Annotated in this window: 10 protein-coding genes; 5 read left to right on the top strand and 5 right to left on the bottom strand. The window is 71.0% G+C overall.

Translation table 11 applies throughout. The features are described from left to right. Nucleotides 1–44: 44 nt before the first annotated feature. Together clpA and clpS are read right to left on the bottom strand one after the other, a co-directional pair. The gene (gene clpA, locus O0S08_RS29580; RefSeq protein WP_269032689.1) at nt 45–2423 is read right to left on the bottom strand and encodes an ATP-dependent Clp protease ATP-binding subunit ClpA; all 2379 of its coding nucleotides are present in this window, start codon (nt 2421–2423) and stop codon (nt 45–47) included. Next, nucleotides 2410–2754 (bottom strand): ATP-dependent Clp protease adapter ClpS, encoded by a 345-nt coding sequence (gene clpS, locus O0S08_RS29585; protein ID WP_096333844.1) that lies wholly within the window; start codon nt 2752–2754, stop codon nt 2410–2412. Before clpS ends, clpA begins: the two co-directional genes overlap by 14 nt. A gap of 83 nt (nt 2755–2837) precedes the next feature. Here clpS and O0S08_RS29590 point away from each other — a divergent pair, with 83 nt between their 5' ends. Further along, nucleotides 2838–4019, top strand: a complete 1182-nt coding sequence (locus tag O0S08_RS29590) for a GNAT family N-acetyltransferase (RefSeq protein ID WP_269032690.1) — start codon at nt 2838–2840, stop codon at nt 4017–4019. A gap of 121 nt (nt 4020–4140) precedes the next feature. Here the strand turns inward: O0S08_RS29590 and O0S08_RS29595 are convergent, their stop codons facing one another. Beyond that, nucleotides 4141–4722 (bottom strand): peptide chain release factor-like protein, encoded by a 582-nt coding sequence (locus O0S08_RS29595; RefSeq protein ID WP_269032691.1) that lies wholly within the window; start codon nt 4720–4722, stop codon nt 4141–4143. 368 nt (nt 4723–5090) lie between these two features. Further along, on the bottom strand, nt 5091–6638 hold the full coding sequence (locus O0S08_RS29600) for a hypothetical protein (protein WP_269032692.1): 1548 nt from the start codon (nt 6636–6638) through the stop codon (nt 5091–5093). A 490-nt stretch (nt 6639–7128) separates the two neighbouring features. Between O0S08_RS29600 and O0S08_RS29605 the strand changes: the two genes are divergently transcribed. The 4 genes from O0S08_RS29605 (at nt 7129) to O0S08_RS29620 (ending at nt 12643) form a co-directional block, all read left to right on the top strand. Further along, complete coding sequence (locus O0S08_RS29605; RefSeq protein WP_269032693.1) at nt 7129–7596, top strand: hemerythrin domain-containing protein; 468 nt, start codon at nt 7129–7131, stop codon at nt 7594–7596. A gap of 15 nt (nt 7597–7611) precedes the next feature. Then, the gene (locus O0S08_RS29610) at nt 7612–9741 is read left to right on the top strand and encodes a prolyl oligopeptidase family serine peptidase (protein ID WP_269032694.1); all 2130 of its coding nucleotides are present in this window, start codon (nt 7612–7614) and stop codon (nt 9739–9741) included. 74 nt (nt 9742–9815) lie between these two features. After that, nucleotides 9816–11156, top strand: a complete 1341-nt coding sequence (locus O0S08_RS29615) for an FG-GAP-like repeat-containing protein (protein WP_269032695.1) — start codon at nt 9816–9818, stop codon at nt 11154–11156. 131 nt (nt 11157–11287) lie between these two features. Next, nucleotides 11288–12643 (top strand): ferritin-like domain-containing protein, encoded by a 1356-nt coding sequence (locus O0S08_RS29620; protein WP_269032696.1) that lies wholly within the window; start codon nt 11288–11290, stop codon nt 12641–12643. Between the two features lie 50 nt (nt 12644–12693). On the opposite strand, the gene O0S08_RS29625 is transcribed toward O0S08_RS29620, so the two are convergent. Continuing rightward, on the bottom strand, nt 12694–13272 hold the full coding sequence (locus tag O0S08_RS29625; protein ID WP_269032697.1) for a biopolymer transporter ExbD: 579 nt from the start codon (nt 13270–13272) through the stop codon (nt 12694–12696). Nucleotides 13273–13718: the final 446 nt, after the last annotated feature.

Genomic DNA, 13718 nt, shown 5'->3' on the forward strand with positions numbered 1-13718 from the left:
CACCTGGCCCATCGACCAGGTGCGCGCCGAACCGCCGGGCGGCCTCAGTTGAGCATCGTCTCGGGCTTGGCCGGGGCCGGCGGCGTCGCCGGAGCCGGAGGATCGAAGCGGAACGTCAGCTTGTCGTCGGCGCCGACGTCGACCGTCACGTGGCCGCCGTGCTCGAGCTGGCCGAACAGCAGCTCGTCGACCAGCTTGGCCTTGATCTCCTCGTCGAGGAGGCGGGCCATCGGCCGCGCGCCGTACAGCTTGTCGTAGCCCTTGCGCGCGACCCACGACCGGGCCGCCTCGGCGAAGCTGAACGTGACCTTGCGGTCGGCCAGCTGCAGCTGCAGCTCCTTCAGCATCTTGTCGGCGACCTGCAGGATGACCTCCGGCGGCAGCGACTTGAACACGACGATGCGGTCGAGCCGGTTGCGGAACTCGGGGCTGAAGGTGCGCTCGAGCGCCGCCTTGGGGTCGCCGACCTTGGTGTCCTCGCGCTCGGCGAAGCCGACCTGGCGGGTCGTCATGTCGGTCGCGCCGGCGTTGCTGGTCATGATGAGGATGACGTTGCGGAAGTCGGTCTTGCGGCCGTTGTTGTCCGTCAGCGTCGCGTGGTCCATCACCTGCAGCAGGATGGCGAACAGGTCGGGGTGGGCCTTCTCGATCTCGTCGAGGATCACCACGCTGTGCGGGTTCTTGCTGACCGCGTCGGTGAGGAGGCCGCCCTGGTCGAAGCCGACGTACCCGGGCGGCGCGCCGATCAGGCGGCTGACGCTGTGCTTCTCCATGTACTCGCTCATGTCGAAGCGGAGCAGCGGGACCGCCAGCTGGGCCGCGAGCTGCTTGGCCAGCTCGGTCTTGCCGACGCCGGTCGGTCCGGCGAAGAGGAAGCTGCCGATCGGCTTGTCGACGCGGCCGAGGCCGGCGCGCGAGCGCTTGATCGCGGCGGTGACCGTGGCGACCGCCTCGTCTTGCCCGAAGACCAGGTTGCGCAGGCCCGCCTCGAGCGTCTGCAGCACCTCGCGGTCGGAGGTCGACACCGACTTCGGGGGGATCCGCGCCATGCGGGCGATGACCGCCTCGACGTCGCTGGCGCCCACCGGGATCTTCGGCGGCGCCGGGGCCGGACGGCCCGGGTTGAACGTCACCTGCAGCGCGCGCGCCGGCGGCGGCGGCGGCGGTGGCGCGCCGAGACGCACCGCGGCGCCGGTCTCGTCCATCACGTCGATCGCCGAGTCGGGCAGGTGGCGGTCGCGCAGGTACTTGTGTGCCAGGCGAGCGCACAGCTCGAGCGCCTCGTCGCTGTAGGCCACCGCGTGGTGCTCCTCGTACGCCGGGCGCAGGCCCTTGAGGATGTCGATCGTGTCGTCGACGCTCGGCTCCAAGATCTCCACCTTCTGGAACCGCCGCGCCAGCGCCGCGTCGCGCTCGAACGACTGCTTGAAGTCCTTGTAGGTGGTGGCGCCGATGCAGCGCAGCTCACCCGACGCCAGCGCCGGCTTGAGCATGTTGCTGGCGTCCATCGTCCCGCCCGAGGTGGCGCCGGCGCCGACGATGGTGTGGATCTCGTCGATGAAGAGGATCGCGCCCGGATCCTTCTGCAGGGCGGCGATCACCGCCTTGAGGCGCTCCTCGAACTGGCCGCGGAACTTGGTGCCGGCGAGGACGGCGCCCATGTCGAGCGCGTACAGCTTGGCCCCGAGCAGCGCGGCGGGCACCTTGCCCTCGTGGACGCGCAGCGCCAGGCCCTCGACCACCGCGGTCTTGCCGACGCCCGGCTCGCCGACCAGCACCGGGTTGTTCTTGCGCCGGCGGCACAGCACCTGGACCACGCGCTGGATCTCCTGCGTGCGGCCGACCAGCAGCTCGATCTTCCCCGCCGCCGCCTTGGCGCTGAGGTCGACGCAGTAGGCGCCGAGCGGGTCGCCCGCCACGCGCTCGTCGTCGTCCTCCTCGCCGCCGACCGGGTTCGGCGCCGGGCGGCCCTGCGGCGCGCGCTCGCTGCTGCCCTTGCCGATCCCGTGCGACAGGAACAGGGTCGCGTCGCGGCGGGTGACGCCGTGCTCGCGCAGCACGTAGGCGGCGAAGCTCTCGCTCTCGGCGAAGATGGCGATGAGGAGGTTGGCGCCGGTGACCTCGGTGCGGCCGGAGCCTTGCACGTGGAGGATCGCGCGCTGGAGGACGCGGCCGACGCCGATCGTCTGGTGCACGGTGGCCTCGGCCTCGTCGGGCAGGCGCTCGACGTTCTGCTCGATGAAGCCCTCGAGCTCGCCGCGCATCTTGTCGACGTCGGCGCTGCAGGCCTGGAGCACCTTGCGCGCGCTGGCGTCGTCGAGCAGCGCGAGCAGCAGGTGCTCGAGCGTGATGTACTCGTGGCGCCGCCGCTGGGTGTCGGCGATCGCGTGGTTTATCGTCTGCTTGAGTTCATTGCTCAGCATCGGGGTCTTCCTCGGGCTCCATCGACGCCATCAAGGGGCACTCTTGCTGGCGCGCGAGCATGTGTACCTGGGCGACCTTCGTCTCGGCGATCTCGTGGGTGTAGACGCCGGCGACGCCGATGCCGTGGTTGTGCACGTGCAGCATGATCGCCGTGGCCTCGGCTTCGCCCTTGTGAAACACGGTCTGCAACAGGCGGACGACGAACTCCATCGGCGTGTAGTCGTCGTTGTGAAGCAGGACGCGATACATCCGTGGGCGCTGCGTCTTGCGCTCCGTGCGACTCTTCAGCGCAACACTGCCCTTGGGGCTGGCTTTCTCACGGCTGGACATGCTGCTGGCACTCTAGTGTAGCCCTCGCGCCGGGGCTTTCCACCCCGCCCGCAGGCAGACCTGTGCTAGCGTACACGAGTCACGTGCCGGATCTGACGAGCCGCACCGTCACTAGCCTGGCGAGCGTCGACGCCGCGTCGTGGGACGCGCTCGCTCACGAGGGCTGCCCCTTTCTAAAGCACGGCTTTTTGCGGGCGCTCGAGTTGTCCGGGTCGATCGGCGACGAGGCGGGTTGGCGGCCGGTGTACGTGCTGGTGGAGCAGCACGGCGCCGGAGGCGCAGGGTCGGGCCCGCGCCTGGTCGGTGCGGCGCCCACGTACGTCAAGCGCCACAGCTACGGCGAGTTCATCTTCGACTGGGCCTGGGCGCGGGCCGCCGTGCAAGGCGGCTTGCGCTACTACCCGAAGCTGGTGATCGCCGCGCCGATGACCCCGGCGACCGGTCCCCGCCTGCTGATCGCCCCCGACGTCGCCCGCGACGAGATCGTGCGCGAGCTGGTCGGAGCCGTGCGCGACGTCGCGGAGTCCGAGCGCTGCTGGTCGATCCACTGGCTGTTCACCACGGCGCGCGAGCACGACGAGCTGGCCGGGCACGGCTTCATGCGCCGCGCCAGCTACCAGTACCACTGGCACAACGAGGGCTACGCCGACTTCGAGGCCTTCCTCGCCACCATGACCTCGCGCCGGCGCAAGCAGCTCCGCAAGGAGCGCGCCCGGGCCCGCGCCGGCGTCGACGCGCTCGAGTGGGTCCGCGGCCCTGACCTCGGCCCCGACGACCTGGTCGACATCGACCGCTACTACCGCGGCACCGTCCGCGCCTACGGCGGCATCGACTACCTTCGGACAGGTTTCTTCGAACATGTCCACAGGGCCATGCCCGAGCAGATGCTGTGGGCGCGGGCCCGCCGCGGCGACCGGACCATCGCCGGCACGCTCTACTTCGAGACCGACGAGGCGCTGTTCGGCCGCTACTGGGGCTGCGACGAGAGCGTGCCGTTCCTCCACTTCGAGGCCGCCTACTACGCCGCGATCGAGCGCTGCATCGCCCGCAAGACCTCGCGCTTCGAGGCCGGCGCGCAGGGCGAACACAAGCTGCTGCGGGGGTTCGCCCCGGCGCGCACCTACAGCAGCCACTGGTTCCGCCACCCCGGCCTCGCCTCGGCCGTCGACCGCTACCTCGCCGAGGAGACGGCCGCCGCGCACGAGCAGATGCGCGAGCTCGAGGACTACCTCCCCTTCCGCGCCGACGAGCCCGAGAGCGAGTGAGTCGCCCCCGAAGGCGCGCCGAGCGACGCCCGGCGCAAGCGGCGACCGATCGCCGCGCGGCGGAGCTGCGACGCGCGTCGATCCCTCGCCGCTCGCGCCGTTCCGCCGGCGGCTCCGCGAGTTACTCGCGCGACGACGCGTTCGGGTCGAGGTCCTCGAGGTACCCGCGCACGAACCGGCGGTACGTCATCCGCGTGCCGCGCCGGTGGTCGACGACGACGTCGCCCTGGACCTGGATCGTCCGGATCTTGTCGCCGCGCATGCCGCTGCCGGCCTGAGCCTTGCGCGCGGCGCAGCGGCCCGCCCGCTCCGCCTCACGGCGCTCGGCCAGGAGCCGCGCGCGCAGCAGCTCGAGGGCGGTCTCGCGGTTGACGCTCTGGCTGCGTCCGCCGTCGACGCGCACGTGGTGGCCGCTCGGCGTGTGGCGCAGGTGCACCGCCGTCGACGTCTTGTTGCGGTGCTGCCCGCCCTTGCCGCTGCCGCGGCAGAAGTCCTCCTCGAGGTCCTCCGGGCGGATCTCCACCTCCACCGTCGACGCCGGCTCGAGCACCACCACCGTCACGGTGCTCGAGTGGACCCGGCCTCGCTTCTCGGTCGGCGGCACGCGCTGCCAGCGGTGGCCGCCGGCCTCGCCGACGAACCAGCGCGTGGCCGCCCTGCCGCTGGCCTTGAAGCAGAGGAACCCCGGGCGCGCGTCGATCACCTCGAGGTCAAAGGTGCTCCCGCACCGCCAGCTTCTGGTACACCGCGAACTGCTCGTGCACGAGCAACTTGGCGTCGTCGCCGCCCTCGGCGGCCCTTATCTCGATGATGAGCGTGGTCTTCATGGCTGCCTGTCCGGCCGCGCCGTCGCGAACGCAGCGCGCCACCCGGGCCGGCGCGGCCTCGATCTCGACGCCCGCAGGGCTCGGAAGATCGGCTGCACCCGGATGGCGCGAAGGACAGGTGATGCTCAACCGCGACCGACGAGCACGCCGCCGCGCACCCGGAGGGCGCGGACGGAGCAGCGGCGGACCTGGGCGCGCATGACGGACGGACCATACTCGCGGCCCGGCGGCGAGGCAAGCCGCCTCAGCCCGGATCGATCGGCGCGCACTTGAACTCGACCTCGATCTCGGCCTCCTTGTCGTTCTGGACCGCCACGCAGGTCTCGGGGCACAGCACGACCTTGCCCGCGTCGAGGTAGAACGACTTCGGCGCGCACAAGTCGGCCGCGGGGACCTGCTTGAAGACCTCGGGCTCCATCGCGTTCATCGGCGTGAATTTGACCAGGATCGAGCCCTCGTCGAGCTCCTTGCCCTCCGGCGCCGGCGGGATGGCGAAGTCGCACGCGATGGTCGCGTCGGCGATCACCCCGCTGGCGAGCGCCTGGAACAGCGCGTCGTAGGCGGTCGTGTCGCACAGCGGGAACCGCAGCGCCCCGGTGGCCACCGACAGGCTCTGGTGACCGAGCCCGCCGTTGACCCCGCTCGGGCACTTGGTGGTCACGATCGGGTCCTCCGCCGAATACGGCTGGTCCGGCGGGTCGTTGAACGACAGCCCGACGATGCTGTAATAGCTGTAGTTGCGGGTCTCGGGCGTCGGTCCGAAGTGCAGCGGCGACAGCTCCTGCAGCTTCGCGTCGAACTTCTCGGCCGCGTTGGCCCCGCCGGCGATCGTGTTGTTGTCGTTGTAGTGGTCGTTGCCGTGCGAGCAGACCACGCGGTCGTCCGACACCTCGATCACGATCTTGAACGCCTCGCTGCGCAGCCACGCCTGCCAGCCCTTCGGGGCGAACTTGAACAGGTCCTGCTGCGTCCCGTTGAACGTGTCCAGCAGGCGGCACCACGAGTCGGTGCTGTCGATCTCCACGCTGTAATGATAGAACTTGCCCGGGTTGTTGATGGGCTGGCTCGGCGGCTGGGCGCAGCCGCCCTTGGGGATGCCGGACAGCGGCGCCTCGATGCACACCTGCGTCGAGGTGTACTTGCCGTAGCGCGAGATCAGGATCACGCGATAGTCGAGCCCGCTCGCCTCGATGATCTCGGCGAAGTTCTCGTTGATGTTGTCCTGCACGCCCTTGATCTCGGCCGCCATGCTGCCCGAGTTGTCGATCACGATGACGATGTCGACCGGGCGCGGCACCAGCACCGGCTCCGCCGACTGCGTCCCGCAGGCCGACGGCATGATCTTGCACAGCTTCGAGCAGCCGCTCTCCGGCCCGTTGAGCCAGCCGAAGTCGCACTCCTCGCCGGGCCCGGGCAGGCCGTCGCCGCACACCTCGAGCTCGCAGCCCGCGCCGCAGCCGATCCCGAGGCCGTTGTTGTCGCCCTCGTCGCACGCCTCGCCGGGATCGACGTGACCGTCGCCGCAGAACGGCGCCGCCGGACCGGTCGTGCTCGTGCCGCCGGTCGTGCCGCCGGGCGTCGTCGATTCGCCGGACTCGCCGCCCGGGTCGCCGCTCTCGGACCCTGTCCCGGTCGCGGTCGACTGCGACGATTCCATCCCCGTCGTCGTCGTCGTCGTCGACTCCGGTGGCGTTTCGGTGATCTCGGTCGCCACGCCGAAGCCGCTCTCGCTCATCGACATCGCGGCGCTGTCGCCGTTGCACCCGGCGAGGAGCGCGACCGTCGTCCCCACTTCGAACATTCTACGCATTCGCATACGAGCGCACTCTCCCGCTGTCGCCGCGAACATCCCGTTCGTCGGCGCGGCCAGTCGCGCGGACAATCGCGCGATCAGAAGGTGGGTCGAGGTCGGCTCGCGCGCCATCAAGAACCCGTCAGCATCCGCGCCCGCGCCGACGCGAACATTCGTCGGTGAACACCCGCCATGACGCGAGTGCACCGTGTTCCGCGGGTGAACGCCACGCACGGTCGAGGCGCACGAGCGACCCGCCGCTGTGACGGTCACCACCGGAGATCGGAGCGCCGACCCGGCATCAACGCGGCCTTGATGACATTGCCCATCGGACATGCCCGCAAAGACATGCACTGTCGTCGGCGACATCTGCGCCGCCTGGCCGCGCGGCGGCCCTCCCGCCGGGGACCGGCTGCGCAGGCTCGCCCCGGCCGCCGCTGCGGGACGGCTCGCTGGTGCGGGTGCCGGATCGCCGCATAACCACTCGACCATGCCCGAGCCGACGATCTGGGACCTCCTCGAGCGCGACCACGCGGCCGTCCGTGCCCTCTTCGACGAGCTCCAGGCGGCCCCGGAGGCCGAGGCGCGCGGGCTCTTGCCGCACCTCGTGTGCGAGCTGACCGCCCACGCGCGGGCCAAGGAGGCCGTCCTCTACGGCCACCTCCTGCACGACGAGCGGGCCCGGGCGCGGGTCGTCGAGGGGCTCGAGGAGCTCGAGCGGCTGCGGGCCGCGCTCGCGGACCTCGAGCTGTTGCCAGCCGGCGACGAGAAGTGGTCCGTGCGGCTCGCCGGCGCGGCCGACGGCGCCCGCGGCCACTTCCGGGTCGAGGCGGGCGAGCTGCTGGCGATCGCCCGCCAGGCGCTGAGCGAGGCCCAGGCGACCGAGCTGGCCGCGCGGTACCTCGCCGAGCGGGCGCGGATCAAGGGCGACCTGTCCTGTCTCGCCGAGTCCCGCTGATGTTATCGTCGGCGCATGGCCAGGAGCTCCCTGTTCGCGGTCACCGTCGCCCTCTTCGGCGCCTGCACTGAATCCGCCCCCGCGCCCGTGCTCGGCGGCGTGCGCGAGACCTGCGACGACCCACCGCCGGCCACGCGCAGGCAGGACATCGTCGAGACCATCCACGACACTCCCGTCGCCGACCCGTACCGCTGGCTCGAGGTCGAGGGCGACCCGGAGGTGAAGGCGTGGATGGCCGCGCAGGACGGCTACGCACGCGAGCGGCTGGAGGCGCTGCCGCGGCGCGACGCCATCGCCGCCCGCCTGGGCGAGCTGCTCGACATCGACGCCATGTCCGCGCCGTACCACCGCGGCGGCAACTACTTCTACACCCGGCGCCACAAGGGCGTGCAGAAGCCGATCTACTACCTCCGGCGCGGCGAGCACGGCCGCGAGGAGGTCTTGCTCGATCCGAACAAGCTCAGCCCTGACGGCAGCGTCGCCGTACACGGCATCTTCCCCGACTTCGCCGGCCGCCTGCTCGCCTACAAGCTCAGCCGCAACAACGCCGACGCCTCGACCCTCTACCTGCGCGACCTCGCCACCGGCCGCGACCTGCCCGACGTCATCGAGGGCGCCCGCTACGCCTCGCCCGCGTGGACCCCCGAGGGCGACGGCTTCTACTACGTGTGGCTGCCGACCGACCCGACCATCCCGCCGTCGGAGCTGCCGGGCCACGCCGAGGTCCGGTTCCACCGCGTCGGTGAACCTGCCTCGAAGGACAGCATCGTCGCCCCCGCCACCGGCGACCCCTCGCGCTTCGTCGGCATCGGCCTGTCGCGCGACGGGCGGTGGCTGTTCCTGCACCACCAGCACGGCTGGACCAGCAGCGACGTCTACCTGCGCGACCTCCACGCCGGCGACACCGAGTTCAAGCCGCTCATCGTCGGCCAGCGCGCCATCTACGACGTGACCGCCTGGCGCGACCGCTTCTACGTCCACACCAACGAGGGCGCCCCGCGCTACCGCGTCTTCGAGGTCGACCCGCGGAACCCCGCGCGCGCCGACTGGAAGCTGCTCGTGCCCGAGGCCGACGCCACCCTCGAGGGCCTGCAGGTCGTCGGCGAGCGGCTCGTGCTCGCCTACCTGCGCGACGCTCACAGCGCGATCGTCGTCCGCGGCCTCGACGGCAGCTTCGTCCGCGAGCTGCCCTTGCCGGGCCTCGGCACCGCCGGCGGCCTCGTCGGCAACCCCGACGAGGACCGGGCCTACTTCAGCTTCTCGTCCTTCACCGAGCCCAGCCAGATCTTCGAGACCTCGGTGGCGACCGGCGCCACGCGGCTGTGGCAGCGCATCGATCTCCCGGTCGACACCAGCCGCTTCCTCGTCGAGCAGATCCGCTACCCCTCGAAGGACGGCACGTCGATCTCCATGTTCGTGGTGCGGCGTCGCGACCTACCGCTGTCGGCCGACGCCCCCGCCCTCCTCACCGGCTACGGCGGCTTCTCCGTCAGCATGACCCCGGGCTTCTCGGCGCGCGCAGTCGTCTGGCTCGAGCACGGCGGCGTGTTCGCGGTGCCCAACCTGCGCGGCGGCGGCGAGTACGGCGAGGACTGGCACCGCGCCGGCATGCGAGAGCACAAGCAGAACGTGTTCGACGACTTCGCCGCGGCCGCGCGGGCGCTCGTCGAACGCGGTTACACCCGTCACGAGCGCCTCGCGATCCTCGGCGGCAGCAACGGCGGGCTCCTCGTCGGCGCCACCATGGTCCAGCACCCCGAGCTCGCGCGCGCGGCCGCCTGCGCCGTGCCCTTGCTCGACATGGTGCGGTACACCCAATTCGGGGCCGGCAAGACGTGGATCCCCGAATACGGCGATCCGGAGGACCCGCGCGATTTCGCGTACATCTATCCGTACTCGCCCTACCATCATGTGACGGTGGGAACGAAATACCCCGCGCTGTTGATGCTCTCCGCCGACAGTGACGATCGCGTCGACCCGATGCACGCCCGCAAGTTCACCGCCCAGATCCAGCACGCCGGTCGGCGTCCGGCGTGGCTGCGGATCGAGTCGAACGCCGGTCACGGCGGGGCCGACCTCCTGCATCAGACCATCGCCCGCGAGGCCGACACCCTCGCGTTCCTCCTGCACCACGTCACCCCCTGAGATCGCAGACTGCGGGCACTGTCGCGCCCCGCCTCGCGTGGACGAACATCGCCGCGCTGACATAACCTGCGATCATGGTGGACTGTCGGATCGCGGGCTTGCTCGCGCTCGTCGCCGGCGCGAGCGCGTGCTTCATGCCGAACCCGCTGTTCTTGGCCGGCGACAGCGACGACGTCACTTCCAGCGCGAGCTCGAGGCCCGCGAGCACCGGCGACGAGGGCACCACCGCAGGCCCTGCAGTCAGCAGCGGCGCCGCCGAGACCACCGACTCGCCGGGCACCACCGACGCAGCGCCCCTGTGCGGCAACGGCGAGCAGGAGCCCGGCGAGCAGTGCGACGACGGCAACCGGATCCCCGGCGACGACTGCGAGCCCAACTGCCGCCAGCTGTTCCGCCCGTGGAACCAGCCCGTCGAGGGCACCGAGGGCGCCGCCTCGTTCGCCGTCGGCGACCTCGACAACGACGGCGACGACGACCTCGCGCTCGGCTTCTCGAACTGCTCGAACCTCGATCAGGCGTGCGTCCGCGTGTGGCTCAACCAGGGCGACGCCGGCTTCGTCGAGGGCGAGCCCGTCCCGGTCGCAGAGGCCCCCGCGCGCCTCTTCATCGCCGACTGGGACGACGACCAGACCCCCGACATCCTCGCCACCCACGGCGGCGGCCACATCAGCCTCGCGTTCCTCGGCACGTCCGATCCGCCGACCGAGATCCCGTACGCCGGCGACATGGCCTCCGCGATCGTCGCCCGCATCGACGACGACGAGCGGCCCGACCTCGTCATCCCCGACGAGGCCAACAACAAGGTCTATTACATCCTCGCCAACGGCTTCGGCTTCACCCAGCCCAACACGGTCAACACCAGCTTCGCCCCGCGCCACGTCGCCGCCGCCGACGTCGACGACAACGCCGACGCCGAGGTCGACCTCCTCTACTCGATCTACCTCGGCCCGACCACCGGCTTCTCCGTCAAGCTCGGCTTCGAGGGCGAGGACCTCGGCCCCTTCACCAGCAACGCCACCCACGCCGGCGCGATCGCTCTCGGCGAGTTCGGCGTCCCGCCGTGGCCCAACGTCGTCTACAGCGATCCGGTCGGCGACACCCTGCAGGTGTTCAACAACAAGGGCAGCGGCCTGTTCGAGAAGTCGAGCGACACCATCGACGCCGAGCCCGGCATGCTGCGGCTCCTGGCCGCGCGGATCAACACCGACGACGTCGACAACATCATCGGCCTCGCCCCCGCGGCCCTGCAGATCTTCACCTACGCCGACGGCAAGATCGTCTCCGGCCCCTCGCGCAACTTCTCTGGCGCCGGCATCGACGTCCAGGTCGGCCGGCTCGGCGGCGACGCCCGCGTCGACCTCGCAGTGCTGACCACCTACGGCGTCTACACCCTCGTCAATCAATCCGGCGAGTGACGGCGAACGAGCGTCGTCCGCCGCCCGCGCCGCGATCGATCGCGCCGACGCCCCACCTCGCCCGCGCGTCCTCCCGAGCCCTTGCGCGCGCAACGAGCACCGCGTCACGGCAACGATCCAGAGCGTCCGCCATGCCCGCGTCCCTCATCGTGCTCCGCCGTCGCCTGCTCGTCGCGCTCGGCCTCGGCGCCTCCGCCTCCTGCAGCGAGCCAGCGACCCAGAGCGCCTCGCCGGTCCACGCGCGCGAGCAGGCGGCCCCGATCGCGTCGGCCCGCGAGGTCTGCGATCCATCGTTCACGTTCGACCCCTGCACGCCCGAGGACTACGACGGTCCGCTCGGCGAGCCCCTCTGTCGCGTCGACGCCGACTGCGAGGACGGCAAATACGGCCGGTGCATCGTCAACGACATCGGCTTCGGGCCCGGCTGCGTCTGTGATTACAGCTGCCGGACCGACGCCGACTGTGGCAGCGACGAGGCCTGCATCTGCGACCACGCCTTCCCCGACGATCACTCGCGCTGCGTCCCCGCCCTCTGCCGCAGCGACGACGACTGCCCCGACGGAGGCTGCGCCTTCTCGTCATGGTACGACGGCTGCTCGCTCGTGTCCTTCCTCGCCTGTCGCGGCCCGCAGGACACTTGTCAGTGCGACAGCGACTGCGACCCCGACCAGACCTGCGCCTACGACCCCGACCTCGGCCACTGGCACTGCCAGTACGCCTCCTGCGCGATCGGCCGTCCGCTCGTCGTCGCCGGCGCCGCGCGCACTGCCCCTGCCGTCGCCCGCGCCGACTGGCTGACCGAGATCGACCTCCCGCGCGACCTCCCGGCCGACGTGCAAGCGGCGATCGCCGAGCACTGGGCGGACGTCGCCGCGCTCGAGCACGCCTCCGTCGCCAGCTTCGCCGTCGTCACCCTCGAACTCATGGCGCTCGGCGCCCCGCCCGAGCTGCTCGCCGAGGCCCAGCGCGCCGCGCTCGACGAGATCGAGCACGCCCGGGTCGCGTGGTCGCTGGCCAGCCTGTGGTCCGGCCGCCCGCTCGGCCCCGGCCCGCTCGCGCTCGACGGCTTCCCCTTGCGACATGTCCTCGAGGACATCGTCGAATCCCTCGTGCGCGACGGCTGCGTCGGCGAGACCCTCGGCGCCGCCGAGGCCCAGCTGTGCGCCGAGCTGGCGGCCCACCCGGTCCTCGCCGCGCGGCTCGCCGACATCGCCCGCGACGAGACCCGCCACGCCGCCTTCGCCTGGCGCACCCTCCGCTGGCTGCTCGCCAGCCACGGCTCCGCAGTCCGCCTCGTCGCCCTCACCACGGTCGCCCGGCTGCGCGCCGAGCTCGCCGCCGACCTCCCGCCCGACGACTCGCTCCCCTCGGCTCCGGGCTGGGGCTTGCTGCGGCCCCGGACCCGCCGCGCCCACCACCGCGACACCTTCACCGCCGTGATCGAACCCGTCCTCCGCACCCTCCTCGGCCCGACCGCCCTCGCATGACATGTCCCTCGGGACATCTCACAGGATACCCCGACGCCCCTATCCTCTCGTCAGCCGGCGCCCGCTTCCACGATCGGCTGCCAGAAGTAGCAGTCGGCGGGAATCGCCTCGCCCTTGAGCGCCCTGGCGAGCTTGCACTCGCGCCCGGCCAGCGTGTCCATCGTGTGGATGAGGGTCTGCATCGGGATGTTGGCCTCCGCGGAGATCGTCACGGTGGTCTCGTTCGGGAACATCTCCTTGTAGTTCTTCACCCGCTGTTCGAGCGCTGCATAGTCGTAGCGGTCGTAGTCGTCGAGCGGCGTGCCGGGCTTGGCCAGCGGGATCGTCGGCGCCCTGGAGTCGGTCGCCTTGCCGGCCTCCGCGCCCTCCTGCTGGGCGTCGGCCGAGATCCGGAAGCCGTCCTCGAGGACCATCACCTTGAGGTTGAGCGGCTTCTCCTTGTTCGGGTCGTCGGGCTTGGCGTCGGAACTCGCGGCCGAGAAGCGCGGCGGCGCGACGTTGACCGAGGCCAGGGTCGCGTACTCCATCGCCTGAAGCAGCAGCGGGACCATCAGTAACATGACATTCATGACGGGGAGGAGGTCGGCCACGATCTCCTCTTCCTCGAATTTTCTCTTCTTGCGTATCATGTCATCTCCTCTCCACGGAGCGGGAACGACTCAGGACAGTTGCACCCACGCGGCGATCTCGCCGAGGCGCATGAAATCAGCCATGGACATGAAGCTTCCTCCGCGCCCGGCTGTGGAGCGCGTGCGGACTCGCTACAGGGATCGTCGACCCGGCGCGCTGGGTTCGTCTCGGCCGAGCTCCGCGTCTCGGCACGCGTCGAACGTCGCCCTCCTCGATTATTCGGGCATCAGCCGCTGCTGGAAGCGTGCGAGAAGGTGCCGGATGAGTTGCATGCTCCGGTCGCTACAGTGCCGCTGCTGCGAAGGACCCTACAGACCCACGACAGAAAATTTCTCGTCGACCCCTGACGCGGTCCTGACGCCGCACCGGACGCCTCGGCGACCGCGCTAACGAGTAGTTCGCGTCGACGCCGAGCGAACGGCGGCGCATCGACAGCGAGCGGCGA

The organism is Nannocystis punicea (assembly GCF_026965555.1).
Taxonomy (GTDB): domain Bacteria; phylum Myxococcota_A; class Polyangia; order Nannocystales; family Nannocystaceae; genus Nannocystis; species Nannocystis punicea.